The following is a 25,804-nucleotide window of genomic DNA, read 5'->3' on the forward strand; positions in this document are numbered from 1 at the left end:
GTATAAGGTGAGTGGCATCATCGGGCAGTGCATCCATCTAAATCTAATATAAGTTTTCGTCCGTTTTGATCGGGATATCAGGAGTGTCTATGGAGCCGCGTTTTTGGCATGAGCGCTGGGCGATCAATCAGATCGGTTTCAATCAAGCGTCTGTGAATCCGCACCTGTTGCGCCTGTGGCCAGAGCTCACCGCCACGCCAGGGGAGCGCGTGCTGGTACCGTTGTGCGGCAAAAGCATCGACATGGTCTGGCTGCTCAACCAGGGTTTTCACGTGGTGGGCGCGGAATTGTCTGAGATAGCAGTGGCCGGCTTCTTCAGCGAGAACGGCTGGCAGCCCGCGATTGAAGAGCGTGGCGCGCTCAAGGTCTATCGTGGGGAGGGCTGCGAGATCTGGTGCGGCGACTTCTTTGCCCTCACGCCGGAAGACGTTGGCGACTGCACCGCATTCTACGACCGAGCCGCCCTGATCGCGCTGCCGCCGGACCTGCGCTGGCGTTACGTCAAACAGCTCAATCATCTGTTGTCGAACGATGCCTGCGGCTTGCTGGTGACGCTGGATTACGATCAGTCGTTGATTGCCGGCCCGCCGTTCTCGGTGGATGAGGACGAGGTGCTGCAGTTGCTCTCCCCGAACTGGCGGGTCAAACGCGTCGCGGATCTGGACGTGCTGGAGCAGGGCTTGAAGTTCAAGCAGGCGGGGGCAACGTCCCTGATGGAATATGCGTATCGACTGTATCGCCGATAGCGCAGCGCAAAGAAACCAGCACAAAAGAAAAGGGCGACTTCACGTCGCCCTTTCTGGATGCAGCCTCTACACAATCAACCGCGGCGACGAAGCGCCTCGATGCGCTCTTCCAGCGGCGGGTGGCTCATGAACAGCCCGGCCAGGCCGTGCTTCAAACCACCGTTGATACCGAACGCCGTCATGCTTTCGGGCATTTGCACCGGAACGCCCTGTTCCGAACGCAGACGCTGCAGAGCGCTGATCATCGCGCCCGTACCGGCCAGGCGGGCACCGGCGTCGTCGGCGCGGTATTCACGCTTGCGCGAGAACCACATGACGATGGCGCTGGCGAGGAAGCCCAGCACGATTTCAGCGAAGATGGTCGCGATGTAGAACGCGATGCCACGGCCTTCTTCGTTCTTGAAGATCACCTTGTCGACGAAGTTGCCGATGATTCGGGCGAAGAACATGACGAAGGTGTTGACCACGCCCTGGACCAGCGCCAGCGTCACCATGTCGCCGTTGGCAACGTGACCGATCTCGTGAGCCAGCACTGCTTTCACTTCATCGGGGGAAAAACGCTCCAGCAGTCCCTGGCTGACCGCGACCAGCGCGTCGTTCTTGTTCCAGCCGGTGGCAAAGGCATTGGCCTCGTAGGCAGGGAAAATACCCACTTCCGGCATCTTGATGCCTGCATCGCGGGACAGTTGTTCCACGGTCTGCAGCAGCCATTGCTCATGGCGGGTGCGGGGTTGGGTGATGATCTCGGTGCCTGTGCTCATCTTCGCCATCCACTTGGAGATGAACAGCGAGAACAGCGAACCGGCGAAACCGAACACAGCGCAGAAGATCAGCAGCTGATTGAGGTTCAGATCAACCCCGTTGGCCGCCATGAACCCGTTGAAGCCAAAAAGGCTCAGGGTGATGCTGGCAATCAGCACGACCGCAAGGTTAGTGGCCAAAAACAGCAAAATGCGCATCATGGTTAAGAGTTTCTCCTCGGGAAGAATATGTAACGTACTGCGGGGGTATATAAGGTGATGTCGGGGTGTATTCAACCGGGCGATCATTTCAAACTGTGTCGTTTGCTGTCGCGCTGGCGAAAAGCCTCATCGGCAACAGGGTGAGGGCGGTGCGACTGGCCCCCGGAACAACAGCAGCCGGCTTGGGGGCGAACCCGGTGAGTCAGACAACATCGTCGTCAATCATCACCAGCGTTCATCCAAAAGCCGGCGCTTGCAGCACGCTGCGTTACTGCTTGTAGGTCTTTAAAAAGTTGCAGATCCGGCCAATGGCCTGCTCCAGATCATCCACACGCGGCAGCGTCACTACGCGGAAGTGGTCCGGCCACGGCCAGTTGAACGCGGTGCCCTGAACGATCAGCAGCTTTTCCGACAGCAGCAGGTCCAGCGCGAACTTCTCGTCGTTGTGGATCGGGCAGACTTTCGGGTCGATGCGCGGGAAGGCATACAGCGCGCCCATCGGCTTCACGCAGCTCACGCCCGGAATATCATTGAGCAATTCCCAGGTCCGGTTGCGCTGCTCCAGCAGACGGCCCGGCGGCAGGATCAGGTCATTGATGCTCTGATAACCACCCAGCGCGGTCTGGATCGCGTGCTGGCTCGGCACGTTGGCGCACAGACGCATGTTTGCCAGGATGTCGATGCCTTCGATATAGCTGACCGCGTTGTGCTTGGGCCCGGAAATCGCGATCCAGCCCGAACGGAAGCCCGCCACGCGATAGGATTTCGACAGCCCGTTGAAGGTCAGGCACAGCAGGTCCGGTGCCAGCGAGGCGGTGCAGATATGCACGGCGTCGTCGTAGAGAATCTTGTCGTAGATTTCGTCGGAGAAGACCACCAGATTGTGCTGACGGGCAATCTCCAGCATCCCCAGCAACACTTCGCGGGAATAAACGGCGCCGGTCGGGTTGTTCGGGTTGATGATCACCATCGCTTTGGTGTTCGGCGTGATCTTGGCCTTCATGTCCTCCAGATCAGGCCACCAGTTGGCCTGCTCGTCGCACAGATAATGCACCGGGTTGCCGCCGGACAGCGCAACGGCGGCGGTCCACAGCGGGTAGTCCGGCGCAGGAACCAGCACTTCGTCGCCGTTGTTGAGCAGGGCCTGCATCGACATCACGATCAGTTCCGAGACGCCGTTGCCCAGATAGATGTCTTCGATGCCGACACCTTCGACCTGCTTCTGCTGGTAGTACTGCATCACCGCCTTGCGCGCGCTGAACAGGCCCTTGGAATCGCTGTAGCCCTGGGCCATGGGCAGGTTGCGGATGACGTCCTGCAGAATTTCGTCCGGCGCCTCGAAACCAAACGGCGCCGGGTTGCCAATGTTCAGCTTGAGGATGCGATGGCCTTCCTCTTCCAGGCGCTTGGCGTGCTTGAGCACCGGCCCGCGAATGTCGTAGCAGACGTTGGCGAGCTTGTTCGATTTGCTGAACTGCATGGTGATTGGTCCCGAAAAGAGACGGCCCGCTGTAAGAAGAAGCGCGGACCGCTGAGCATGACGCCATCAAAATGGGTTTGTACGCGAGAAACGCGGGTGACAGACTGGCGTCCAACGAAGGCGCAATCATACGTGCCACCCGATCCGTGGAAAAGACACAGATCGGGCTTTTTCATTTACGGAGGTCAACCCGTGGCTAAGCTGGATAAAACCCTTGAAGAATGGAAAGCAATGCTCGATCCCGAGCAGTACAACGTCTGCCGGCTGAAGGGCACGGAGCGTCCATTCAGCGGCAAATACAACGAGACCAAGACCGACGGCGTTTACCACTGCATCTGCTGCAACGAGCCGCTGTTCGACTCCAAGACCAAGTTCGATTCGGGCTGCGGCTGGCCGAGCTTCTACGCCCCGCTGGAAGGCAGCGCAGTGGTCGAAGTGCGCGACGTCAGTCATGGCATGATTCGCACCGAAGTGGTCTGCAGCAAGTGCGACGCTCACCTCGGCCACGTGTTTCCGGATGGTCCGCCGCCCACCGGTTTGCGGTACTGCATCAACTCCGTGTGCCTGGACCTGGTGCCACGCAACGCCTGATGCAGGCCTATCACCGGTAACAATGGGATAGCGCGCCAGACATTGGCGCGCTAGCGTTGCGGTTTACTCAATCGAGGCATCGCCATGAGCGACGAATTGCTGAACATTCCGGTGCAAACGATCAAGGGCGAACAAAAGACCCTGGCTGACTTCGGCGGCAGGGCGCTACTGGTGGTGAATACCGCCAGCAAGTGCGGTTTCACGCCGCAATACAAGGGCCTTGAGGAATTGTGGCAGGGCTACAAGGATCGCGGACTTGTGGTGCTGGGCTTTCCGTGCAACCAGTTCGGCAAGCAGGAGCCGGGCAACGAAGGCTCGATTTCCGACTTTTGCGAACTGAACTACGGGGTGAGTTTTCCGCTGTTCAAGAAGATCGACGTCAACGGCAGCCATGCCCATCCGCTGTTCGTGCAGCTCAAGAAGCGCGCGCCGGGCTTGCTCGGTTCGGAAGGCATCAAGTGGAATTTCACCAAGTTTCTGGTAGGCCGCGACGGCAAGCTGGTCAAACGTTACGCCCCACTGACCAAGCCGGAAGACATCAAGGCTGACATCGAAGCGCTGTTGAAGGAGCAAGCGGCCGGCTGATCGGCGCAGCGTTTAATGCGGCTGTTCTACCGGGATCCACTGATCCAGCAACGCCATCAATTCCTCGCGACGAAAAGGCTTGGCCAGGTAGTCGCTCATGCCCGCGGCCTTGCAGTGTTCACGCTCTTCCGGCATCGCGTTGGCCGTCAGCGCGATGATCGGCAGACCCGACCAGCGCTCGTTCTCCCGGATTCGTCGCGTCGCGTCATAGCCGTTCATCACCGGCATATTGCAGTCCATCAGCACCAGATCGAAGTGATCCTGCTCAAGCTGCTGCAGGGCTTCAGCGCCATTGCTGCTGACGACCACATCGCAGCCCAGCTTGCCGAGCATGCCTTTCGCCACCAGCTGATTCACCGGGTTGTCCTCCACCAGCAGGATACGCGCCCGATGGGTGGGTGAAGGGTCGCCCTGTTCCTGGCGGATACCTGCCTGACCGTCGGCGTCCAGAATGCGCGCCAGGCTTTGATGCAACACAGTGCGCGAGAGTGGCCGCGCCTGCTGTTGCAGCGGCGCCAGGGCCGCCACCTGCTCGCCGGGCATGAAGTTGCCGTACGCCGTCACCAGCAAGACCGGCACCGTGCACGCTTCTCGGATGGCCACCAGGCATTGCGGGCAATCGCTGATCAGCAAGTCCGCACCGGCATCGGGCGCCGCGCCGTCCGCCAGCGGCTGACAGGTCACGCCCCATTCCGGCAGCAGCCGGCTGAGCATTTCCAGCAACCCGCTGTCCGCGTCACTGGCCACCAGCACTTTGCCCTTGAGCATTGGCCATTTCAGCGCCGGCGTGTGCGCCGGCAGCGGCAGGTCCACACGGAAGCGGCTGCCGACGCCCACGGCGGATTCGATACTCAATTGCCCGTTCATGGCATCGGTCAGGTTATGGGTCAGGGTCAGGCCCAAGCCGGTGCCGCCGTACTGCCGGGTGATCGCGGCTTCGGCCTGAGTAAATGGCTGAAAGATCTTCGCCTGGGCGTCCTGGGCGATGCCGATGCCGGTGTCGCACACCTCGATGCGCACGCGGTCGCCATACTGACCCAGCCGCACATCCACACGCCCGGCGCGGGTGAACTTGAGCGCGTTGGAGAGCAGGTTGCTGACGATCTGCCGCACCCGCGTCGGGTCACCCAGCACGGACGCCGGAAAGCGCGGGTCGATCAGGCAGGTCAGCTCGACGTTCGGCGCCGCGTTTTGCGACAGCAGGCTGGCGGTGTCTTCGATCAAGGCGGCCAGGTCGAACGGAATGCGCTCGAGCTCAACCTGGCCGGCGTCGAATTTCGACAGGTCGAGAATGTCATTCAGCAGTTCGACCAGCACCTTGCCCGAGTCGTGGGCAATGGACAGCTGCTGTCGCTGTTCTGCGCTGAGCGGGCCATCGAGGGACAACGCCAGCATGCCCAGCAAGCCGTTGAGCGGCGTGCGGATTTCATGGCTCATGTGGGCGAGAAACGCCGAGCGCGCGTGGGCCATGTCCAGCGCCGTGCTGCGCGCAATCTGCAGTTCTTCGTTTGACTGGCTGAGCCGGGCATTGCTGGATTCGAGCTGCTGGGTGCGCGCGGAGACGATGTCTTCCAGCTCGTTGAGGTGATCGGTCAGCCGGTTTTCGGCCTCCCGCCGCTGCGCAAACTCACTGGCAACGCTCTCGAACTGCCGATTGGTGACCGCCACCAACACGCCGATTTCGTCATCTTCGTGGCCGGGTGGGCAGGGCACCGGAGGTTGAACGGGGCTGCGCGGATCACGTTCCGACAGCGCACGGATCATGCCCGTCAGCGGTTTGGTCAACGTGAAATAGAACAGCGCCAGCAGCAGGCCGGCCAGCACCAGGCTGCGCACGAAGCCGTTGACCAGAGTGATGCCGGCGCGCTGCAGAAAATGGTTGCCGAAAGCGAACGTATCGACGTCCAGGTGCAAGGTGCCGATGGACTCATCGGGGATATGGTCCAGGTGCAGCACGTCTTCGAACTGCCGACTCCCGCCGAACAGAAAATCACTGACCATGCGGTAGGCGCTTTTCGCCAGCGGCCGTGATACCGCAGCGAGCTGAACGTTGTTGTTATCGGTTAGCCGCGCGCCGACCACGGCCGGGGAGTGCAGCAGGCCGAGGGTCAGTTCCTGGGCGAGTTCTGCATCCAGGTTGTAGGCAATGCGCGAGGCGGGGTTATGACTGATTTGCAGCAGGGAGCGAATTTCACGATCGATGGACGCGTCTTCGCTGGCATAATCGAGCGCAATTTGAGACAGACTGAGCAGCGTGCCCAATAGAAAGCCGATCAGCACAGTCAAACGGGCCTGTTTGAATGACAGCCGGTGGGTGATCGCTATATCCATAAAAGGCACTGTCACTTCTCGTGTCCGTCGCGTGGCAAGCATAGCTGATCGCGGCCACGCGTTAACCCGTTAAATCAAGGAGAAACCGTGGATTCTCGATTGAACGCATTTCTGGAGCGCGCCGAGTCGGTACTGGCGCGTCTCGAACCTCTCTTGCCTGCCGTTCGGCAGCCCGTGGACTGGGAAACGACCCTGGCCGCGCGCTGGGTCCACGAAGGTCGCGGCGGTTACCTGATGCCACTGGACGTCACGCTGGACATGCGCCTGTCCGACCTCATCGGCGTTGACCGCCAGCGTGAGCAACTGGGCCGCAATACGCAGCAGTTCATCGACGGCCTGCCCGCCAACCACGCGCTGCTCTGGGGTTCACGTGGGACGGGCAAGTCGTCGCTGGTCCGGGCGTTGCTGGCCGAGCACGCGAAGGCCGGTCTGCGCCTGATCGAGATCGAGCGCGACCACTTGGGCGATCTGCCGCGCGTGGTCGAGCAACTGCAGAAGTCACCCCAGCGTTTCGTATTGTTCTGCGACGACCTGTCGTTCGAATCCGGCGAAGGCGACTACCGGGTGCTCAAGAGCGTGCTCGATGGCTCGCTGGAACAGGCGCCTGACAATGTCCTGCTGTACGCCACCTCCAACCGCCGGCATTTGGTGCCTGAGAAGGAGAGCGACAACGCTCACTGGCAGCGCGGTGACGACGGCGAGATTCACCCGAGTGAAGCCGTCGAAGACAAGATCGCGCTGTCCGACCGCTTCGGCCTTTGGCTGTCGTTCTATCCGTTCACTCAGGAGCATTTTCTGGATGTGGTGGAGCACTGGATCGGCGAGCTGGCGACCAGGGCCGGCCTGAAATGGCAGCGCGATGAAGCGCTCGAGATTCACGCCGTGCGCTGGGCAACCGGCCGTGGCAACCGCAACGGCCGTTGCGCGTATCAGTTCGCCCGTTACTGGGTTGGTTTGAAAATGCTGGAGCAAGACGCATGATCGATTTGAATTCCGCAGGGGAGGGCCTTGATGGCTACCGCCTGCTCGCTGCACAACTGGAATCCTTGCTGGCGGATGAGCGCGACTTCATCGCCAACGCCGCGCAGTTCTCGGCCTTCCTTTATACCCAGCTCGACGACCTGAACTGGGCAGGCTTCTACCTCAACCGCAACGAAGAGCTGGTGCTGGGTCCGTTTCAGGGCCAGATCGCCTGCGTGCGCATTCCGTTCGGCAGGGGCGTGTGCGGTACGGCGGCAGAAAGCCGCGAAACCCAGCGCGTGGTCGATGTCCATGAGTTTCCCGGCCACATCGCCTGCGACAGCGCTTCCAATAGCGAATTGGTCGTGCCACTGGTGAAGGATGGACAGCTGATCGGGGTTCTGGATCTGGACAGCCCGAGTGTCGGGCGCTTTAACGAGGAAGATCAGGCGGGGATTGAACGGCTGGCGGCGATTTTCTTGAATTCGACCGATTGCTGATGTGAAGCCCCGACGCACCGCTTGGCGCGGTGCGTCGGTGTCGAGCCATCAGTCGTAGATGGCTTTCTTTTTCCACTCTGCCTCGGCGTCCACGACGCGCAACCCTTCGGTCAGCTCGTTGTTGTCGTCTTCGGTCGGTGCAATGGTGTCCAGCACCATGGAGTTCGCCTTGGCCAATTGCCGCTCCATGGCCTGCAAGTGGCTTTTCCACGGCGCGGGTTGAGGCTGGTTTTTCAGGTACTGAACGCCACGCTCGAAGGCCAGACGCGCCTGACCGGGCTGTTCCTGACTCATCGCGTGCTGGCCCAGGTTGTTGAAAAACTCGATGTGCAGCAGCACCAGCAAGTTGCGGATCTCGCGAATCCATTGCTTGGCTTCGGACGTTTGCAGGAAACCGTCGTGGGCCGCTCGCGTCACCTGGCCGTGCATGGCTTCCAGCAGAAAGCGCACGTCCTTGGCCTTGGCTTCGGTTTGAATCGGGCTGGGCGGGTTGCTGACGGTGATCGCGTCGCCCTGCGCTACCAGGGCTTCCAGTTCAGACTGGCGCTCCTGAAGATTCGGGTTGTTCCTTTTTTCCAGAGCGAGCAGGCGCTTGACCACGTTCAGCTCCAGCCGAACCAGCAGCAGCTTCAACTGCGGCGTCATCAACTGACCGGGGAAGGTTTCGGACAGCTCGCTGCAGCGGCGTAGCCGGTCGTTGAGCTCGACCATGCTGCGCGCGCGCTCGACCTTTTTGCCTTCTGCGACATGATTCAGATAGCCCACCGCAATGAGGAGCACGATGCCTGCTACAACCAAGAAGGTGATAAAGAGTGGTGTCACCGCACAAGCCTCAATCAAGTAATTTGCGCGAGTGTAGTGGCTATCCACTATCGCGGGAAGGTGGTCCTGTCACTCCGCCTGATATTGCCCATGGCGGCTGACACGTGTGTATCGGCCGTCCTTTGCCTAAATAGAGGGCGAAGTCATTGATTTGAATATATTTTCACTGAGGGGTTGACGACCCCTATATCCATCCATAGAATGCGCGCCACTTGCAGCGTAAAGCACACAGCAGAGCGTAGCAGGGAGTGAATGTTGTAGCGTGTCCCCTTCGTCTAGTGGCCTAGGACACCGCCCTTTCACGGCGGTAACAGGGGTTCGAGTCCCCTAGGGGACGCCATTGCGGGAATAGCTCAGTTGGTAGAGCACGACCTTGCCAAGGTCGGGGTCGCGAGTTCGAGTCTCGTTTCCCGCTCCATTTTTAAGCAGCTTTGCTTTCGGGCGAAGTTGAGTGAAACCAGGAAGCGTCTTCGGATGTGTTTCTGGAACTGGAACACAACACCATGGTGTTTCCAGGCTGTGTCCCCTTCGTCTAGTGGCCTAGGACACCGCCCTTTCACGGCGGTAACAGGGGTTCGAGTCCCCTAGGGGACGCCATTTGCGGGAATAGCTCAGTTGGTAGAGCACGACCTTGCCAAGGTCGGGGTCGCGAGTTCGAGTCTCGTTTCCCGCTCCAAATTCTCAAAAGCGCCGCTCAACAGAGCGGCGTTTTTGTGTGTGCGGGATTTACAACGCACACGCGCCTCAAATCGATTTTGTTCTGCACATTCCACAGGCTTCCAAATTAGCCCGCTCCCTTAGCGCGCAGCTTGGGGATTGTTCTGACTGGCAGCTTGCTCGGCTGATGGCTCGGCGGCCAGGCGGATGGCATTGAAATCCGGGTCGAAGCCATGGGACACGTCGACGTGTTTGTTGAGGATGCCTTCGCGCTGGTAGATGTCCGCCGTATTCTGCAAGCCCTTGATGACGCCGTCATCGATGCTCACGCGTTCCATTTTCGTGTCCTGGTTGACGGCCAGATGCACGGCCAACGGCAGGCCGGTGACCTTGGTCTGGGCGGCGGCGTATTCGGCCGGATGGGCGTTGGCCCAGCGGTAGGCGCGGTCGAGGCGCACCACGAAATCGTCCAGTTGCACGCGCTTGTCGGCGATGGCCTTGCTGGTGGCGGCGAGATAGGAATGGTTGGTCAGCAGGTCCGGCCCGTTGGGCAGGATCCGCGCGCCGTTCTGCGTGGCGACGGTGGTGTAGGGCGCCCACGTGGCCCAGGCGTCAGCGTCGCCGTTGTCGAGGATCAGCCGCGACTCGCTGGGTAACAGGTAAACGAAGTTCACGTCGCTGGTCTTCAGGCCGGCTTCGTTCAGCGCGCGGATCGCCAGGTAATGACCAATGGAGCCGCGACCGGTGACGATGCGCTTGCCTTTGAGGTCCGCAACCGAATGGACCGGCGAGTCGTTGCGCACAATCAGCGCAGTCGTGTAGCGCCCACTGACGTGGGTAATGCTGATGACCTTCAACGCCGCACCGGCGCCCAGCGCAAAGACATACGGCGCGTCGCCCAGCGCGCCGACGTCGACGGCCCCCGCGTTCAGGGCTTCACCTAATGGCGACGCCGAGGGGAATTCGGAAAACTTGATCTCGTAGGGTACGTCCTTCAGCTCGCCGGACACCTCCAGCAGCACCTTCAGCGCGGACTTCTGGTTGGCGACGAGCAGCGGCTGGAGTGGCTCGGCGGCCTGTGTGGTCTGGGTCAATGATAATGCGAGTAGTGCGCCGAGTATCACGTGTCGGGCGCGGAGCAGGGGAGTGAAAGGGGCGGACATGGTGCGTCTCTCCAGGCATGAAAAAGGATTCTCTGCCTCCGCCTGGAGAAGGGGTCGGCAAGGGGATTGACCATATGCCGATAAGAAATGGAATAGAAGTATCTTTTGGTTATAAGCTAATTATGTACGTTTGTGATTATCTAGCTTGACACTATAAAAACATTGCATAGATATATTGAGGCAATGCGTTTTTTGCAGGAGCGGTTGCCCGTGAGTTGGCGGGCGTGCTTGCTGAATTTTCAGCGACTGGAACGCCGTTTTCGTCAGCAAGCTCACTCCTACAAGGGGAGGGAATGCAGCGTGGCTCAGATCACATAAAACCCGTGGGTCCCGTCGCGGCTCAATTGCTCGACCAGTCCATACTCCCAGTCCAGATACGCCTGCATCGCCTCACGCGGCGCATCGGTGCCTTCATAAGGCCGGCGATAGCGATCAATACGCGGAGACGCCAGATGGCTCTCGTCGTGCTCAAGCTGGAAACCCGCCGCCACCCAACTCGCAGTGCCGTCCTTCAGCACAAACACCGGCTTGCCGGTCAGCGCTTCGACCTCGGACACCGCCAGGCGCGCGAGTTTGCTGCTACCACAGGTCAGCACGTAACGCTCGGCGGCAGGGATGTTCTGCAGCGCGCTGGCAAGGTCGGCTCGCAGCGTCCACCAGGCCCCCGGAATATGCTGCTTGACGTAGTGGGCGCTGGCAGTGAAATCCAGCACCACCACGCCACCGTCCTCGCGCCACTCACGCAACGTTTCAGCGCTGATCTCCTCAACCTGGGGCGCGGGTGGATTCGGCGCGTTCCAGGCGCCTTTTTCGCTGAAATCCTCAGGAACCAGATCGTCCACCACGAACACCTCCCAGCCCAATTGCGCCAGCCACGAAGCAGACATATTGGCGCGCACGCCGTCGTCATCCAGCAACACGATTCGTGCGCCGCGCACGCTCGCGTAATGGTCAGTCTCCTGCACCAGCTGGCCCCCCGGCGTCGAACGGGCACCGGGCACGTGGCCGGCTTCGAATTCCTCCGGCGTGCGCACATCGAACAGGTACGTCGTGCGAGTCGTCTCGGCCTGCCAGATCGGCAAGTCCCCGCGGCTGGCGCGTTTCACTTGCGCTTTGTCCGCCACGTTGCGCGCATCCGCCCGAGCGACTTCCCGGGTTGCATCACTGACCGGCGGGAAGCGCAGGGATTTCCCATGGTCCAGGGTCTGGCCGGCCAACAGCCAGCCAATCGTGCCATTGCGCAGGGCGGAAATCGGGTTGGGCAGGCCTGCATTCACCAGCGACTGCGTGCCAATGATGCTGCGCGTACGGCCGGCGCAGTTGACGATAATTCGGGTATTCGGATCGGGGGCCAGCTCACGCGCCCGCAGCACCAGTTCGGCGCCGGGCACACTGACGCCGGTCGGAATGCTCATGGTCTGGTATTCATCGAACCGCCGTGCATCCAGCACCACCACGTCGGCCTTGGCGTCGAGCAACTGCTTGACCTCTTCGGCGGCCAGCGACGGCGTGTGGCGATGGTGCTCCACCAGTTCGCCAAACGCCTTGCTCGGCACATTGACGTCAATGAACACCTCGCCGCCGGCGTCGCGCCAGCCCTGCAATCCGCCTTCAAGCAGCTTGACGTCGCTGTAACCCAGGCCCAGAAAGCGCTGTAAGGCGCGTTCGGCCAGACCCTCGCCGTTGTCGTACACCGTCACGGCGGTGTCGCGACGGGGGATGCGCGCGAGCACTTCCAGCTCCAGCTTCGACAACGGGATGTTGGCGGCGAACAGCGGATGAGCTTCAGCGAAAGGGGCTTCTTCGCGGACATCGACCAGCGCGACTTCTTCATGGGCGAGCAGGGCGCGGCGGATCTCGGCGCAGGAACGGGTGTTATGGCTCATTGGGCTTGGTTCTCTTCGGACAGATCCCAGATGTTCGGGAGCAAGGCGTTGGAATAACCCGAGATGAACAGTTTTTCGCTGCCATCGGGCTGGTAAACGGCGCGCTTCACGGCGCCAATGTTGGCACCGTAGACATGAATGCTGACCGACACCTGATCGTCGAAGGCATTCCTGACCTGATGAATGTCGTTGCTGCGCGGCGACAAGGCCTCGACATGGCCGGGCTCCAGGCGGATCGCCAGGCCTTCCTGTTCCAGTCGGCCATCGGCGCTGCGGGCGAACCCCTGGGAATACTCAGCGCCGCGCAGCATGCCGATCAAGCCCCAGACGCGGTGGTCGTGAATCGGCGTGCTCTGGCCCGGTCCCCACACAAAGCTGACGACCGAAAACCGCTGCCGTGAGTCGGCGTGCAACAGAAACTGTTGATAGCGCAGCGGATCGGGAGTGGCGAACTCTTCCGGCAGCCAGTCGTCATAACGGACCAGTTGCCCCAGCAGCTTGCCACCCCGGGAAAGCAGGTCTCCTTCCCCCGGATGGCTGTCGATCAGCTCGGCCAGCGCGCCGATAAACGCCCTGAGTCGTTCAGGGTGTCGGATGTGGGTCATGTCGGCTCCGGACACAGAAGAATGCTTAATATAAGCATAATTAAGCCGCCTAATATGCGATTCATTGATGATTAGGTTATAACCAAAACGTAGCTGATAACTGACTCACAGGTTGCTGGCCGTTCTGTGGCTAAACAGAGGCTATCCACAGCCTTCTGTGGCGATTATGATTTTTGCCTATCTTATTTCCCTTATTCCATGTGCGATCCGAATGAAAATTGATGACATTGATGCTTTCGTGGCGGTCATTCGCTGCCAGTCAATCAGCCATGCCGCTGAATCCCTGGACCTGACCCAGCCGGCCATCACGCGCCGGGTGCAGAATTTCGAGCAGGCACTGGGCGTCGAGTTGTTCGACCGTAATACCAAGCCGCTCAAGCCCACGGCAATGGGCAATCAGGTCTATCAGAAATGCCTGGCGATCCTGCGGGAAATGGACTCGTTACGCGAACTCGTTGCCAGCGACACGCCGCCCACCGGATTGCTCAGACTGGGCGTGCCGCAAACCATCGGCGACGTCGTGCTGCTGGATGCGCTGAAACACCTGCGCGGCCAATTTCCCGACCTGCGCGCCCAAGTGATTACCGGTTGGGGCAGCCACCTGATTGGCAAAATCGAGAACGGCGAACTGGACGCAGCGGCGGCGCTGTTCCCTGCGGGCAAGATATTCCCCGAAGGCATCGTTGGCGAGTCCATCGGCAAGATGGAGCTGGTGGTGGTCTGCGCCAAGAGCGTGCTGCCGAAAAAGCCGGTGAAACTGGCCGACTGCTACGCGCTGGGCTGGGTGCTCAACCCCGACGGCTGCGGTTTCCGTGCCGGGCTGCAACGCACCCTGGCTGACCAGGGGTTGAGCCTGAAGGTCAATCTGGAAACCTTTGGCACCGAGCTGCAACTGGGGCTGGTCGCCGACGGCATGGGCCTGGGTCTTGTGCCGCGTCCATTGCTGGAGCGCAGCGTTCATCGCGATTCACTGGCGGTCATGCCGCTCAAGGATTTCAAGCCGGTGATGGATCTGTGGCTGATCTACCCGCGCTTCCTCGGCAACTTGCAGGCGCCGGTGGCGTCCTTCGGTAGTGTGGTGGCGCAAGCCCTGGAGCAGGAGCGGGATGCGGCTTGAGGGCTGTGACGGTTTCGGCCTGAAGGAGACAGTCAGCGGTCCGCCCGATCCCGCAGGGCTTCCAGAAGCAAACGAAAAGCCGGTTTGTGTTGGCGCCGGCTTGGGTAGTAGAGGTGATACCCGGTGACGGTCTCAGTCCAGTCCTCCAGCAACCGCACCAGGCGACCTTGTGCCAGATCCTGCTCAACCAGGTGCTCCGGGAAGTAGCCCAGTCCGGCACCCGCCCTGACAAAATCACGCATGAGGCAGATATTGTTACTCACCAGATGCCCGTCGGCGCGTACTTTGATTTCTCTCCCGTTTTTGGCGAAAGGCCAAGCCCACAATCCTCCCGAGGTGGGCTGGCGCAGGTTGATACAGGCGTGCTCGGTCAGGTCCTGTGGCGTCAGTGGTTTAGCGCGGTGTTCCAGATAGGCGGGGGCGGCCACCAAGGCCATGCGAAAATCCCCGCCGATGGGCAGGCTGATCATGTCCTGAGCCAGCTGTGCGCCCAGGCGGATACCGGCATCGAAGCGCTCGGCGACGATGTCCACCAAGGCGTAGCTGTCGTTGATCTCAACCTTGATGCCTGGATAGTCGGTCATCAATTGCAGCGCAGCCGGTGCAAGCACCAGATGGGTTGCGTGCTCCAGAGAGGTGATGCGCAGACTGCCGGCCGGCGTGCCGCTGAGTTCGCTCAGCTCGTTCAGCCCTGACTCGATCCCGTCAAAATGCGGTCCGATGCGGTCGATCAAGCGCGCCCCGGCTTCGGTCGGCGCGACGCTGCGGGTACTGCGTGTCAGGAGTTGCACGCCCAGGCGCGATTCCAGTTTGGTAATGGTGCGGCTCAGCGCAGGTTGGGAAACGCCAAGCTGCGCCGCCGCTTTGGTAAAACTGCCTTCACGGGCGACCCGCAGGAGGGCCACCAGATCGGTTACGGTGTCGCGCACAATTAATGCTCTGCGGTTATAGGTCTATTCCAACCATACCATCTAATCATTTGTAGGAAGGATGGCTAGAGTGTCGCCTTCGCTTCGCGGCGCTTTCAGGAATCATCTTTTCCATGAGTAAACAAACATTCGATGTGATCATTTTCGGCGCCACGGGTTACACCGGTCGGCTGGTCGCTGAATACCTCTTCGCTCAATACGGCGTTGACGGCCCTGTTAAGTGGGCAATTGCCGGTCGCAGCTTGAGCAAGCTGGAAGCCATTCGGGACAGTTGGGCAAACGCCGCAGCGCTGCCGCTGATCGTGGCCGATGCCCGGGACCGCGCGTCCGTGCGCGACATGGTCGCCACGACCCGGTTGGTGATTACCACCGCAGGGCCGTTTTCGGTCTATGGCTCTGACCTGGTGGCCGCCTGCGCCGAGTCGGGGACGGACTACGTTGACCTCTCCGGGGAGATCCCCTGGATTGCCCGGATGATCGGCAGCCATCAGGCCCAAGCCCAGGCCTCGGGCGCGCGACTGGTGTTCTCCTGTGGCTTCGATTCGGTGCCGTTCGACCTCGGCGTATGGTTCACCCAGCAGCAGGTCATGAAGAAGTTCGCTCGCTACGCACCTCGGATCAGGGGGCGGGTGCGCAAGATGCAAGGCGTGCTGTCGGGTGGCACGTTCCTGAGTGTCGACGCTGTGGTTGCAGCGGCGGCGCAGGATCCTGCTCTCGGTGAACTGGTGGCCGATCCATTTGCCTACACACCAGGATTCATAGGCGTCGAGCAACCTGATGATCAGACCCCCTACCGGGATGAACTGGCGCAGACCTGGGTCGGGCCTTTCATCATGTCGGGTATCAATTCCAAGGCGGTGCATCGCACGAACTTGCTGGAAGGGCACCTGTGGGGCACGTCCTTTCAGTACGACGAAATGCTGATGCTCAGTGCGCAGCCGAGCGACGACGATGAGCCTGGTCTGGCGGGTTTCTCCTTTAATGAAGGCGGTCATCCTCAACCGGGGCAAGGGCCGACACAGAAGGAGCTTGAGGCGGGCTTTTATGACGTGCTGTTCATCGCTGAACTGGAAAACGGTCAGATGCTCAAGGCATCCGTGAGTTGCGATGAGGATCCTGGCTACCTGTCGACATCCAAGATGTTGGCCGAGTCAGCGATGGCGCTGGCGTTCGATGTGACACGTGAGGAGACCCCAGGCGGTTGCTGGACGCCCGCGGCGGCGCTGAATGAAGCGCTGCTCAAGCGCCTGACGGAGAAAGCCGGACTGAGGTTTACCGTCGAGGGTTGATTCGATGGGCCGCTAAAAAGGCTGAATGTCTTTGACGTTCAGCTTTCAGAGTCTTTAGCTCTCTCAACAATTAGCCTAGTCAACAAAAGGTGTCCCATGAATGTGCCAAACCGCATGAACTACATCGAGATCACCGAACCCGGTGGCCCCGAAGTATTGAAGATAATGCAGGCCGATGTGCCAACGCCGGGTGATCACGAGTTGCTGATCCGGGTTCACGCCGCCGGCATCAATCGTCCTGATGTCATACAGCGTTCGGGCAAATACCCGATGAAACCCGGCATGACGCCTGTGCCCGGGCTGGAAGTGGCCGGTGAGGTCGTCGCGGTTGGCGCAAAGGTGGCCGACTTCAAGCTGGGCGACAAGGTATGTGCGCTGACCAATGGCGGTGGTTATGCCGAATACTGCGTTGTGGCAGCGACCCAATCACTACCTGTCCCGGACGGCGTGGACATGATTCAGGCCGCCGCCATTCCGGAAACATTCTTCACCGTATGGGCCAATCTGTTCGAACTGGGCCAGGCCCGAAAGGGCGGCACCGTGTTGATCCATGGCGGCACCAGCGGCATCGGCACTACTGCGCTCATGCTGTGCAAGGCCTTGGGGATCAAGGCTTTTGCAACGGCCGGCAGCCAGGAAAAGTGCGACCGGATCCGCGCACTGGGTGGCGAAGCGATCAATTACCGCGAGGTGGACTTCGCTCATGAGATCGCCCGGCAAACCCAGGACAAGGGCGTAGACGTGATTCTCGACATCATGGGCGGGAGCTATTTCGAGAACAACGTGGCGTCACTTGCACGACGTGGTCGACTGGTCGTCATCGGTTTTCTGGGCGGCAGCTCCGTCAAGGACTTCAATCTGTTGGCGTTGATGGAAAAGCAAGGCTCGGTGACAGGGTCGATGATGCGTTCGCGTAGCGCGGAGGAAAAAGCCGAGATTGCTCGCGCCGTACATACCAATGTCTGGCCGTTGATCAAGCAAGGCGAGTGCCTGCCTATCATTGACCGGATTTTTCCTCTCGCCGACGCAGCACAAGCGCATCAGCGAATGGAACAGGGTGACCATGTCGGCAAAATCGTGCTGAAGGTGGTGTGAACGTGAATCGCCCGGTGCGTGTCATTGACTGCCCCGCCGGGCGTTGTTCATTTTTTGTTTGAGGTGCCATGGTTGGCTTGGAGCGACCGGCTTCTCTGTACGCATCAAGCTCCATGAAGAGCCGACTGCGCTGGGCTCAAGCAGCTTATGAAGGCCTGCAGAGCCTTTGCTCACGGGAAGTCGATACTGGCCACTGCTGGCCCGCGAACCAACTGCCCTTTTGCCTATCACAGCTGTTGCCGCCCACTCTGGCGGCAGCTCAGGGAGCATTTCAATGGCAGATCAACAAAAGGTTTTCTGGTACGGCACCGCGGGTAAGGATGAATTTTTCAGTTCCTTCGATCTCAATGTTATCTACGGCGGTGCTGGCGACGATTACATCGAGGGTCGAGGTGACAGCGTACTGATCGGCGGGGCTGGTTCGGACAGTTTCTACGCCTATGGAAACGCCGTACTGCGCTATGCGTCCATCAGCGACAGTAGCGGCTCGCATGTCGATTACATCGATTATTTCGATAAGGCCGATCGCCTGGACCTGACCGCGCTGGGCATTTCCGGCATTGGCGACGGCACACACGGAACCGTGCAGATCATCAGCAATACAGATGACGGCTATTATCGGACGATCCTCAGAAGCTACGATGTCGATGAAAGCGGCAACCGGTTCGAACTCCTCCTGAGTGGCGATTACACCCTGACCAACGCCAACTTCCAGCGCCTGATTGCCGGCAGCGATTCGGGCGACAGCGTTGTCGGCACCTCGGCTGGCGCAGAAACCCTGATGGGCTACGAGGGGCGCGATACCTTGTCTGGCCTGGCCGGCGATGATCGTCTGGTGGGCGGGGGCGGCGGCGATACCCTGACTGGCGGCACCGGCGCCGACGACTTCGTATTCAGTTCCGTGTCCGACAGCATCCGCACTTCGACAGGTTCTGCGCACACTGCCGGTCGGGATCTGGTCACTGATTTCAATGCAGCTGAGGGCGATCTCGTGGATCTGTCCAGCCTGGGGTTCAGCGGCCTGGGCAATGGCTTCAATGGCACTCTGAAGGTTGTGGTCAATGGCGCAGGTACGCAGACAGCCTTGAAGTCGCTGGAAGCCGATGCTGACGGCAATCAGTTTGAAATCCTGTTCAGCGGCAATCTCAGGGCGGACCTGAATCGCGACACGGTGGATTTCGGCAACACCAGCGGGCCCAAGATCGTCAATACGATGACCCGCGATAACATGGATGTGCTCGGCACCGGCGGCAATGACGTCTTGGCCGGCGGCGTGGGCGATGATCAGATGGTGGGTTTTCAGGGCAACGACATCATAAACGGGGGCGCTGGTAACGACGTCATGGCCGGTGGCATGGGCAAGGACACACTCACCGGTGGCAGCGGCCTTGATGACTTCGTTTATTACCGCATGACCGACAGCTATCGCACGGCGGACGTCAGTCATTCGGACCTTATCACCGACTTTGAAAGCGGAGACCGTCTGTTCATTCTCGATCTGGGGTTCGACCGCACGGGCGATGGACGAAATGGCACCTTGAAGCTCGACTACAACGAAGACCAGGACAGGACCTACCTGCGCTCCTTTGAAGCCGATGCAGACGGGCGTTTCTTCCAGATTGCACTGAGCGGCAACCACACAAGCGTTCCGGTCCTCTATGACGGCCTTTATCTGGACGAACCGCTGATTTCTATTGTCGGCATCAATCCAGCCGAGCCTGCGCCTATGTAACCTGTTTGCCCAACGACAGTTCAATAGGGCGGCGTCTTATCCGGCGCGTATTCAGCAGACCGGGGCCTGCTGAATACGCGGGGCGTTAGCGGGAATCGAGAGCCACGGCCGCCGTTCACGCGACCTTTTCGTTCTTCTCCTGCTCGCGCCGGGCGACCAGTTCGCGCGTCAGCGGGATCAGCTTTTTGCCGTAATCGACCGCATCTTCCAGCGGATCAAAACCTCGAATCAGGAACGTCGTGATCCCCAGGTCGTAATAATCCAGCAGCGCCTCGGCCACTTGCTCTGCGGTACCCACCAACGAGGTGGAGTTGCCTTTCGCGCCGAGCAGTCCGGCAATGCCGGTCCACAAGCGTTTGTCCAGACGCGCACCTTGGGCCGCTGCTTCCAGCAAACGCCGCGAGCCTTCATTCGGCGGGTCATGTCGCTCGAATCCGGACGCCTGGGCCAGCGCCTTCGCCCGCTCAAGAATATCGTCCGCACGCGCCCAGGCCTTTTCCTCCGTCTCCGCCAGAATCGGCCGTAACGACAAACTGAAACGTACTGTCCGGCCGTGTTTTGCGGCTTCGGCCCGCACTTGCTTGACGAGGTCTCTTACTTGCTCGTAGGTCTCGCCCCACAGGGCATAGACATCGGCATGCTTACCGGCGACTTCCAGCGCAGCCTGAGAGGCACCCCCGAAATACAGCGGAATGTGAGGCTGCTGCGGCGACTTGACCAACGAATGAGCGCCCTCGAACCGGTAGTAATCACCCTGATGATCGAACGGCTTGTCGGCCGTCCATTCCTGGCGCACCACGCCGAGGTACTCGTCCGTGCGGGCGTAACGCTCATCCTTGCCAATGAAACTACCGTCAGCGCGCAGCTCCTGATCGTCCCCGCCGGTAATGATGTGCACCGCAATACGACCGCCAGTGAACACATCCAGCGTAGCGAATTGCCGAGCGGCGACGGTGGGGGAAATAAAGCCCGGACGATGGGCCACGAGAAATTTCAACGTACGCGTAACATTCGCCGCATAAGACGCCACGAACGCACTGTCCGGGCTGTTGGAATGGTAGGCGACCAGTGCCCGATCAAACCCCGCCTCTTCGTGGGCTCGGGCGACTTTCTCCACATACTCAGGCTGAACGGCCGGCCCGCTGCGGGGATGAATTTCCGATCCGGGCTGGGTAGCGATATAACCGATGAACTCGACGCTCATGACAACTCCTTGCACTGATGGGCCAACCGACGCGAGAGGACACGCGGGAGCAAGTCAGCAACATAGGGGGAAGCGGAGGGTCTGTGAAATTCGATTTGGCGCTAAGCTAATTATAAAAAATATGCATTTAGCGGAAAGATAAGATCAGGGAATCTTTTATAAAGTGGAAGTATCGCTGCCGGTTCAGAGTGACGCAGAGCGTCAAGGGATGCATTCCCACGCAGAGCGTGGGAACGATCAATTTGCGGCACCCGCACTGGCCTCTTCCCGGCTAAAGCCGGTCCTACAAAATGACCGTAGTCAGTAGGACCGGCGACGCTCTCTTTAGGACCGGCTTTAGCCGGGAAGCCGTTGATCTGCTCCACGCTTTGATCTTCATACACAAATATCCCAGACACCGCAGAATGCGACTTGGGTGCAGGCCGAACGCAGACGATGCGCAGTGGGTCGAGCCGCATGGATGCGGCGAGAGCGCCGTCAGGACATGGATGTCCGTTCGGCGCGGGCCCACGGAGCGTCGTCGGAGTGAGGGAACCCCGAGGAACGAGGGGCCAAACCGAGAGCAGGCACTTTTGGTTACTTTTAGTGCTTTTTAAAAGTAACTCGCCGAAGGCGAAACAGAGGCCGTTAGGCCGACGCCTTTGATCTTGGCGTCATAAGCCACGCCGCATGACGGCCGGGGACAGATTAATTTACGGTGAAGCGCTGTAAATAAATCAGTCCCCTCAATGCTTCAGTCCCCTCAATGCTCAATGCTAGATCAGATCAATGCTTGGACTCAGACTGCGACATCGCCAACAACTGCTTCTCCTGATTCCAGTCGAACGGCTCCTCGTTCTCCATCGCCTCAAACCGACGCTCCTCCAGCGCCGTATACAAATCAATCTCATCGTTCGGCATGAAATGCAGACAATCGCCGGCGAAAAACCACAACAAATCCCGCGGCACCAAATGAGCAATCTGCGGATAACGCTGAATCACCTGACACAACAAATCCTGCCCCAGATACTGACTCTCGATCGGATCAGCCGGCAACAGCGTCAGCAACTCATCGTAACGCTCCAGAAACAGCGCATGACTTTCCTCGGGGACCTGCTCGGCCTCTCCCAGCGCGACCAGGATGCCGCGCAAATGCAACAGCTGATTCATGATGTGGTCGAGATTGGCGTCGGCCATGATGAAGCCCTCAGAGACAAAAACAGGCGCGGGAGTATAGATCCCCCCGCCGCCTGCGGCTATCTCAATGCCACAACCCGGCCAGATACCGATGGCCTGCCTCAGTGAGGGCCAGGTGGGCAAACGTGCGGTCGGGACTTGGCAGACGGGTGACGAAGCCCATCATCAGGAGGGTTTGCAAGGTTTGTGTCGGCTTACCGCTGGAAAGATCTTCCCCCGAGGCAATTTCAGAGAGCAGGCAGCGATGGGTCAGGCGTTGGTCAATCATGGTGCGTCCCCTTGGGTTTTTCTTGTTGTTACCAAGGAGTGTAGGACAATTCGCCGGAGCGGTGTATGTAGACGTAAGTCGCGGGCTGCGATTTGCAGGAAGCGATTCGCTTGCCTGGGAAAGACGGCGCGTCAGCCAACGGTATGTTGCTGACACGCCGCGATCGCGAGCAAGCTCACGCCTACAGGGTACGCCGTGGTTAGCGTGTTTTGCCTTCGGTGGCGACCAGCTCTTCCTTGTCGAAATCATCCACATCAATCACCTTGCGTCGCGCCGTTTCTGCCGCGCGCAACGTTTCCGCTTCCGCCGCCTGCAACACACCTGCGCTCAGGGCTGCATCGATCAGATGCTCACCACCCGCAGGCTTGACCTGACCGCTTTTCACCGCGTGATGCAGTTTGCTGCGGATAGCCTTGGCGCCGCCGAGCAAGTCGCTGGCGTGCTGCAATGCGCCGACCGGATCTTCTGCGTCAGTCGGGCGATAGCAACCGGCAAGCACTGATTCCAACGCCGGATCGCCTTTGGCGCGGCCAAGGATTTCCGCGACCTGGGCATCGAGCCTGTCTGAAGGCCCTTTGTGACGACGGCCGAACGGGAACACGATCACTCGCAGCAATCCACCGAGAATGCGGTTCGGGAAATTGCTCAGCAGCTCATCCAGCGCGCGCTCCGACTCACCCAGCGCTTCTTCCATGGACCAGCAAAACAGCGGCGCCAGCGCTTCAGGGTAATCCAGATCGTGGTAACGCTTGAGGGCGGCGGACGCCAGGTACATGTGGCTCAGCACATCGCCCAGCCGCGCCGACAGACGCTCGCGGCGTTTCAGCTCGCCGCCCAGCAGCATCATGCTCAGATCAGCCAGCATCGCGAACGCCGCCGCCTGACGGTTCAGCGCGCGGAAATAACCTTGACTCAGCCGGTCGCCCGGCACGCTTTCGAAATGCCCAAGGCCCAGGTTCAACACCAGCGTACTGGCCGCGTTACGCACGGCGAAACCAATGTGTTGCATCAGCAGGCCGTCGAATTCCACCACCGCCCGGTCATGATCCTGACGACCGGCGAGGGCCATTTCCTTCAGCACGAACGGATGGCAACGAATGGCGCCCTGACCAAAGATCATCAAGTTGCGCGACAGAATGTTCGCGCCTTCCACGGTGATGAAGATCGGCGCGCCTTGCCACGAGCGACCCAGGTAATTGTTCGGGCCCATGATGATGCCCTTGCCGCCGTGCACATCCATCGCGTGAGTGATGCACTCACGGCCGCGCTCGGTCAGGTGGTATTTGAGGATCGCCGACAGCACCGAAGGCTTCTCGCCCAGGTCCACCGCGTTGGCAGTCAGGATGCGCGCGCTGTCCATCAGCCAGGCGTTGCCGCCGATGCGCGCGAGGGATTCCTGAATCCCTTCGAACGCTGCCAACGGTACGTTGAACTGCTCGCGCACCTGGGTGTACTGGCCGGTGACCAGGCTGGTGAACTTCGCAGCGCCGGTACCGACTGCAGGCAGAGAAATCGAACGCCCGACCGACAGGCAATTCATCAGCATCATCCAGCCTTTGCCGAGCATGGCCTGGCCGCCGATCAGGTACTCCAGCGGAATGAACACATCCTTGCCCGAGTTCGGGCCATTCATGAACGCCGCGCCCAGTGGCACATGACGACGACCGATTTCCACACCGGCGGTGTCGGTTGGAATCAGCGCCAGGCTGATGCCCAGGTCTGTTTCGTCACCGAGCAGATGCTCAGGGTCGTAGGCCTTGAAGGCGAGGCCGAGCAGGGTGGCGACAGGGCCCAGGGTGATGTAGCGCTTTTCCCAGTTCAGGCGCAGGCCGATGACTTCCTCACCTTCCCACTGGCCCTTGCAGATGATCCCGGTGTCGGGCATCGCCCCTGCGTCGGAGCCGGCCAGCGGTCCGGTCAGGGCGAAGCACGGGATCTCGTCGCCTCGGGCCAGGCGTGGCAAGTAGTGATTCCGCTGCTCGTCGGTGCCGTAATGCAGCAGGAGCTCTGCCGGGCCCAGTGAATTGGGCACCATCACGGTGGAGGCCAGATCGCCGCTGCGGGTCGCCAGCTTCATCGCCACTTGCGAGTGGGCGTAGGCCGAGAAGCCTTTGCCGCCGTATTCCTTGGGAATGATCAGCGCGAAGAAGCCATGTTCTTTTATATGCGCCCAGGCTTGCGGCGGCAGGTCCATGGCCTGACCGATTTCCCAGTCGCTGACCATGGCACAGAGTTCTTCGGTCGGGCCGTCAAGGAAGGCCTGCTCTTCGTCGGTCAGTTTGCTCTTTGGATAGCTGAGCAGCGTGTTCCAGTCCGGACGGCCGCTGAACAGCTCGCCATCCCACCACACCGTGCCGGCGTCGATGGCGTCGCGTTCGGTGGCGGACATCGGCGGCAGCACTTTCTGAAACCACGAGAACATCGGCGCACTGAAGTGCTTGCGGCGCAGGCCCGGCAACGCCAGCAGCAACGCGACGCCCAGCCACAACACCCATGGAATGACCATCCAGCCATGGGCATGGCTGAACGCGCCCATTGCCAGCAGGTACACCGCGACGATGCCCAGGGCCGGGAAGGGTGCAACCCTGCGATGTGCCAGCCAAGCCACGCCAACCACCAATACTACGATCCACAGCAACAACATAAACAGCCCTCCATGATGACGGCGCGATAAGCGCAACCGGCTGCGCAGTCGACCGCTCTGGCCCGCGCATCGATAGTGACCCCGTGCTACCAAGGGAGTTCGGGGGCTGGCCGATGCGCAGGAAGTTGTGGCTTGAACACCCGCATCCCGGAGTAGACTGTGGCCCGCCGCAAACGCCACTCATCGCTCGTTGACCACACGGAGAATGACAACATGTTGAAGATCTGGGGCCGCAAGAACTCGTCCAATGTGCGCAAGGCATTGTGGATCGCCGAGGAACTGGGGCTCGATTACGAGTCGCTGAATGCCGGCGGCGCTTTCGGTATCAACGATCAGCCCGAGTACCTGGCGAAGAACCCCAACGGCGTGGTGCCGATGATCGAAGACGGCGAGTTCGTGCTGTGGGAATCCAACACCATCGTTCGCTATCTGGCGGCGCAATACGCGCCTGACTCGTCTCTGTATCCCGGCAACCCCAAGCTACGTGCCCAGGCTGAGAAATGGATGGACTGGACCACCTCGACGCTGGCCGGTCCTTTCCGTCCGGTCTTCTGGGGCGTACTGCGTACCCCCGCCGAGCAGCAGGACTGGACGCAGATCAATGCGGCTAAAGCCGAAGTCGAGCGCCTGCTGGTCATCGTTGATGCAGCCCTGGCGCATCAGCCGTATCTTTCGGGCGATGAATTCGGCGTGGGCGACATCCCCCTCGGCTGCTTCGCTTATCCCTGGTTCGAAATGCCGATTGAACGTCGCGAGCTGCCCCACCTCAAAGCCTGGTACGAACGTTTGCAACAGCGTCCGGCGTATCGAAAGGCCGTCATGACCGCGCTGACCTGAGTTCAGCCCGTGTCGAGTTAATACTGACTATCAATCGATGTCGCTGTACTTGGGCGGCATCGGGACGCAACATTGCGGCCACTGCATTTGAAGTGATGTGTTGCGCCTGACATTCCAGCTGCGCGGCGCCGTCAATGTCAGCGCCCCCTGTGATCGGCCCTATCGGCCCGGCAACTGCACGTTCGTATTCGTTTATCTTCCTTTTCATTTTATTGGTGTGTGTTC

Annotated in this window: 22 protein-coding genes and 4 tRNA genes; 14 read left to right on the forward strand and 12 right to left on the reverse strand. The window is 60.2% G+C overall.

Features of this window, described 5'->3' with window-relative positions:
- The first annotated feature begins 89 nt into the window (after positions 1-89).
- Complete coding sequence (locus M1E04_RS07540; protein ID WP_456292682.1) at positions 90-746, forward strand: thiopurine S-methyltransferase; 657 nt, start codon at positions 90-92, stop codon at positions 744-746.
- A gap of 74 nt (positions 747-820) precedes the next feature.
- Here the strand turns inward: M1E04_RS07540 and htpX are convergent, their stop codons facing one another.
- Together htpX and M1E04_RS07550 are read right to left on the reverse strand one after the other, a co-directional pair.
- Positions 821-1,708, reverse strand: coding sequence for a protease HtpX (htpX, locus tag M1E04_RS07545; protein WP_037011815.1), 888 nt, complete (start codon positions 1,706-1,708; stop codon positions 821-823).
- 268 nt (positions 1,709-1,976) lie between these two features.
- Positions 1,977-3,188, reverse strand: a complete 1,212-nt coding sequence (locus tag M1E04_RS07550) for a pyridoxal phosphate-dependent aminotransferase (RefSeq protein WP_456292683.1) — start codon at positions 3,186-3,188, stop codon at positions 1,977-1,979.
- 192 nt (positions 3,189-3,380) lie between these two features.
- On the opposite strand from M1E04_RS07550, the gene msrB reads away from it, so the two are divergent.
- Together msrB and M1E04_RS07560 are read left to right on the forward strand one after the other, a co-directional pair.
- Positions 3,381-3,779, forward strand: a complete 399-nt coding sequence (gene msrB / locus M1E04_RS07555) for a peptide-methionine (R)-S-oxide reductase MsrB (protein WP_296310297.1) — start codon at positions 3,381-3,383, stop codon at positions 3,777-3,779.
- A gap of 84 nt (positions 3,780-3,863) precedes the next feature.
- Positions 3,864-4,364: a glutathione peroxidase gene (locus M1E04_RS07560; protein ID WP_192133707.1), complete on the forward strand. Its 501-nt coding sequence runs from the start codon at positions 3,864-3,866 to the stop codon at positions 4,362-4,364.
- 12 nt (positions 4,365-4,376) lie between these two features.
- Here M1E04_RS07560 and M1E04_RS07565 read toward each other — a convergent pair whose 3' ends face one another.
- Positions 4,377-6,695 carry a response regulator gene (locus tag M1E04_RS07565; protein WP_456292684.1) on the reverse strand — a complete coding sequence of 773 codons (2,319 nt, stop codon included), beginning with the start codon at positions 6,693-6,695 and terminating at the stop codon, positions 4,377-4,379.
- A gap of 87 nt (positions 6,696-6,782) precedes the next feature.
- Between M1E04_RS07565 and M1E04_RS07570 the strand changes: the two genes are divergently transcribed.
- Together M1E04_RS07570 and M1E04_RS07575 are read left to right on the forward strand one after the other, a co-directional pair.
- Complete coding sequence (locus tag M1E04_RS07570; protein ID WP_456292685.1) at positions 6,783-7,676, forward strand: ATP-binding protein; 894 nt, start codon at positions 6,783-6,785, stop codon at positions 7,674-7,676.
- Positions 7,673-8,155, forward strand: coding sequence for a GAF domain-containing protein (locus tag M1E04_RS07575; RefSeq protein WP_456292686.1), 483 nt, complete (start codon positions 7,673-7,675; stop codon positions 8,153-8,155). Before M1E04_RS07570 ends, M1E04_RS07575 begins: the two co-directional genes overlap by 4 nt.
- A 48-nt stretch (positions 8,156-8,203) precedes the next feature.
- Here M1E04_RS07575 and M1E04_RS07580 read toward each other — a convergent pair whose 3' ends face one another.
- Positions 8,204-8,977, reverse strand: a complete 774-nt coding sequence (locus tag M1E04_RS07580) for a hypothetical protein (protein ID WP_456292687.1) — start codon at positions 8,975-8,977, stop codon at positions 8,204-8,206.
- A gap of 264 nt (positions 8,978-9,241) precedes the next feature.
- Here M1E04_RS07580 and M1E04_RS07585 point away from each other — a divergent pair.
- The 4 genes from M1E04_RS07585 to M1E04_RS07600 all read left to right on the forward strand — a co-directional run bounded on the left by M1E04_RS07585 (position 9,242) and on the right by M1E04_RS07600 (position 9,653).
- Positions 9,242-9,317 (forward strand) — tRNA-Glu (locus M1E04_RS07585).
- 2 nt (positions 9,318-9,319) lie between these two features.
- A tRNA-Gly gene (locus M1E04_RS07590) sits at positions 9,320-9,395 on the forward strand.
- A gap of 103 nt (positions 9,396-9,498) precedes the next feature.
- Positions 9,499-9,574: transfer RNA gene (locus M1E04_RS07595), tRNA-Glu, on the forward strand.
- 3 nt (positions 9,575-9,577) lie between these two features.
- Positions 9,578-9,653 (forward strand) — tRNA-Gly (locus tag M1E04_RS07600).
- Positions 9,654-9,774: 121 nt separating this feature from the next.
- Here the strand turns inward: M1E04_RS07600 and M1E04_RS07605 are convergent.
- From M1E04_RS07605 to M1E04_RS07615, 3 genes are all read right to left on the reverse strand, one after another.
- The gene (locus tag M1E04_RS07605) at positions 9,775-10,797 is read right to left on the reverse strand and encodes an ABC transporter substrate-binding protein (protein ID WP_456292688.1); all 1,023 of its coding nucleotides are present in this window, start codon (positions 10,795-10,797) and stop codon (positions 9,775-9,777) included.
- Between the two features lie 305 nt (positions 10,798-11,102).
- Positions 11,103-12,683 carry a rhodanese-related sulfurtransferase gene (locus M1E04_RS07610; RefSeq protein ID WP_456292689.1) on the reverse strand — a complete coding sequence of 527 codons (1,581 nt, stop codon included), beginning with the start codon at positions 12,681-12,683 and terminating at the stop codon, positions 11,103-11,105.
- Positions 12,680-13,288, reverse strand: coding sequence for a cysteine dioxygenase (locus tag M1E04_RS07615; RefSeq protein ID WP_456292690.1), 609 nt, complete (start codon positions 13,286-13,288; stop codon positions 12,680-12,682). The genes M1E04_RS07610 and M1E04_RS07615 overlap by 4 nt, the downstream gene beginning before the upstream one ends.
- 211 nt (positions 13,289-13,499) lie before the next feature.
- Here M1E04_RS07615 and M1E04_RS07620 point away from each other — a divergent pair, with 211 nt between their 5' ends.
- On the forward strand, positions 13,500-14,405 hold the full coding sequence (locus M1E04_RS07620) for a LysR family transcriptional regulator (RefSeq protein WP_456292691.1): 906 nt from the start codon (positions 13,500-13,502) through the stop codon (positions 14,403-14,405).
- A 32-nt stretch (positions 14,406-14,437) separates the two neighbouring features.
- Here the strand turns inward: M1E04_RS07620 and M1E04_RS07625 are convergent, their stop codons facing one another.
- Positions 14,438-15,337 (reverse strand): LysR family transcriptional regulator, encoded by a 900-nt coding sequence (locus tag M1E04_RS07625; protein ID WP_456293160.1) that lies wholly within the window; start codon positions 15,335-15,337, stop codon positions 14,438-14,440.
- Positions 15,338-15,447: 110 nt separating this feature from the next.
- Here M1E04_RS07625 and M1E04_RS07630 point away from each other — a divergent pair, with 110 nt between their 5' ends.
- The 3 genes from M1E04_RS07630 to M1E04_RS07640 all read left to right on the forward strand — a co-directional run bounded on the left by M1E04_RS07630 (position 15,448) and on the right by M1E04_RS07640 (position 19,450).
- A complete protein-coding gene (locus M1E04_RS07630) occupies positions 15,448-16,623 on the forward strand; it encodes a saccharopine dehydrogenase family protein (protein WP_456292692.1) in 1,176 nt (391 codons plus the stop codon).
- Positions 16,624-16,719: 96 nt separating this feature from the next.
- Entirely contained in the window at positions 16,720-17,718 is a 999-nt protein-coding gene (locus M1E04_RS07635; RefSeq protein WP_456292693.1) for an NAD(P)H-quinone oxidoreductase, read from the forward strand.
- Between the two features lie 274 nt (positions 17,719-17,992).
- Positions 17,993-19,450 carry a M10 family metallopeptidase C-terminal domain-containing protein gene (locus M1E04_RS07640; RefSeq protein ID WP_456292694.1) on the forward strand — a complete coding sequence of 486 codons (1,458 nt, stop codon included), beginning with the start codon at positions 17,993-17,995 and terminating at the stop codon, positions 19,448-19,450.
- Positions 19,451-19,565: 115 nt separating this feature from the next.
- On the opposite strand, the gene M1E04_RS07645 is transcribed toward M1E04_RS07640, so the two are convergent.
- From M1E04_RS07645 to M1E04_RS07660, 4 genes are all read right to left on the reverse strand, one after another.
- Entirely contained in the window at positions 19,566-20,654 is a 1,089-nt protein-coding gene (locus M1E04_RS07645) for an LLM class flavin-dependent oxidoreductase (protein ID WP_456292695.1), read from the reverse strand.
- A gap of 765 nt (positions 20,655-21,419) precedes the next feature.
- Positions 21,420-21,830 carry a PA2817 family protein gene (locus tag M1E04_RS07650; protein ID WP_456292696.1) on the reverse strand — a complete coding sequence of 137 codons (411 nt, stop codon included), beginning with the start codon at positions 21,828-21,830 and terminating at the stop codon, positions 21,420-21,422.
- 64 nt (positions 21,831-21,894) lie between these two features.
- Positions 21,895-22,098: a helix-turn-helix domain-containing protein gene (locus tag M1E04_RS07655; protein WP_074888180.1), complete on the reverse strand. Its 204-nt coding sequence runs from the start codon at positions 22,096-22,098 to the stop codon at positions 21,895-21,897.
- A 199-nt stretch (positions 22,099-22,297) separates the two neighbouring features.
- Complete coding sequence (locus tag M1E04_RS07660; RefSeq protein ID WP_456292697.1) at positions 22,298-24,742, reverse strand: acyl-CoA dehydrogenase; 2,445 nt, start codon at positions 24,740-24,742, stop codon at positions 22,298-22,300.
- Between the two features lie 213 nt (positions 24,743-24,955).
- On the opposite strand from M1E04_RS07660, the gene M1E04_RS07665 reads away from it, so the two are divergent.
- Complete coding sequence (locus tag M1E04_RS07665) at positions 24,956-25,579, forward strand: glutathione S-transferase family protein (protein WP_456292698.1); 624 nt, start codon at positions 24,956-24,958, stop codon at positions 25,577-25,579.
- Positions 25,580-25,804 lie beyond the last annotated feature (225 nt).

It is taken from the genome of Pseudomonas sp. AK106 (assembly GCF_053903055.1).

Bases quoted from the DNA above. Each gene is read 5' to 3' on its own strand.
- M1E04_RS07540 (WP_456292682.1), top strand. From the start codon at position 90: ATGGAGCCGCGTTTTTGGCATGAGCGCTGGGCGATCAATCAGATCGGT.
- htpX (WP_037011815.1), bottom strand. From the start codon at position 1,708: ATGATGCGCATTTTGCTGTTTTTGGCCACTAACCTTGCGGTCGTGCTG.
- M1E04_RS07550 (WP_456292683.1), bottom strand. From the start codon at position 3,188: ATGCAGTTCAGCAAATCGAACAAGCTCGCCAACGTCTGCTACGACATT.
- M1E04_RS07560 (WP_192133707.1), top strand. From the start codon at position 3,864: ATGAGCGACGAATTGCTGAACATTCCGGTGCAAACGATCAAGGGCGAA.
- M1E04_RS07565 (WP_456292684.1), bottom strand. From the start codon at position 6,695: ATGGATATAGCGATCACCCACCGGCTGTCATTCAAACAGGCCCGTTTG.
- M1E04_RS07575 (WP_456292686.1), top strand. From the start codon at position 7,673: ATGATCGATTTGAATTCCGCAGGGGAGGGCCTTGATGGCTACCGCCTG.
- M1E04_RS07605 (WP_456292688.1), bottom strand. From the start codon at position 10,797: ATGTCCGCCCCTTTCACTCCCCTGCTCCGCGCCCGACACGTGATACTC.
- M1E04_RS07610 (WP_456292689.1), bottom strand. From the start codon at position 12,683: ATGAGCCATAACACCCGTTCCTGCGCCGAGATCCGCCGCGCCCTGCTC.
- M1E04_RS07615 (WP_456292690.1), bottom strand. From the start codon at position 13,288: ATGACCCACATCCGACACCCTGAACGACTCAGGGCGTTTATCGGCGCG.
- M1E04_RS07620 (WP_456292691.1), top strand. From the start codon at position 13,500: ATGAAAATTGATGACATTGATGCTTTCGTGGCGGTCATTCGCTGCCAG.
- M1E04_RS07630 (WP_456292692.1), top strand. From the start codon at position 15,448: ATGAGTAAACAAACATTCGATGTGATCATTTTCGGCGCCACGGGTTAC.
- M1E04_RS07635 (WP_456292693.1), top strand. From the start codon at position 16,720: ATGAATGTGCCAAACCGCATGAACTACATCGAGATCACCGAACCCGGT.
- M1E04_RS07640 (WP_456292694.1), top strand. From the start codon at position 17,993: ATGGCAGATCAACAAAAGGTTTTCTGGTACGGCACCGCGGGTAAGGAT.
- M1E04_RS07645 (WP_456292695.1), bottom strand. From the start codon at position 20,654: ATGAGCGTCGAGTTCATCGGTTATATCGCTACCCAGCCCGGATCGGAA.
- M1E04_RS07650 (WP_456292696.1), bottom strand. From the start codon at position 21,830: ATGGCCGACGCCAATCTCGACCACATCATGAATCAGCTGTTGCATTTG.
- M1E04_RS07655 (WP_074888180.1), bottom strand. From the start codon at position 22,098: ATGATTGACCAACGCCTGACCCATCGCTGCCTGCTCTCTGAAATTGCC.
- M1E04_RS07660 (WP_456292697.1), bottom strand. From the start codon at position 24,742: ATGTTGTTGCTGTGGATCGTAGTATTGGTGGTTGGCGTGGCTTGGCTG.
- M1E04_RS07665 (WP_456292698.1), top strand. From the start codon at position 24,956: ATGTTGAAGATCTGGGGCCGCAAGAACTCGTCCAATGTGCGCAAGGCA.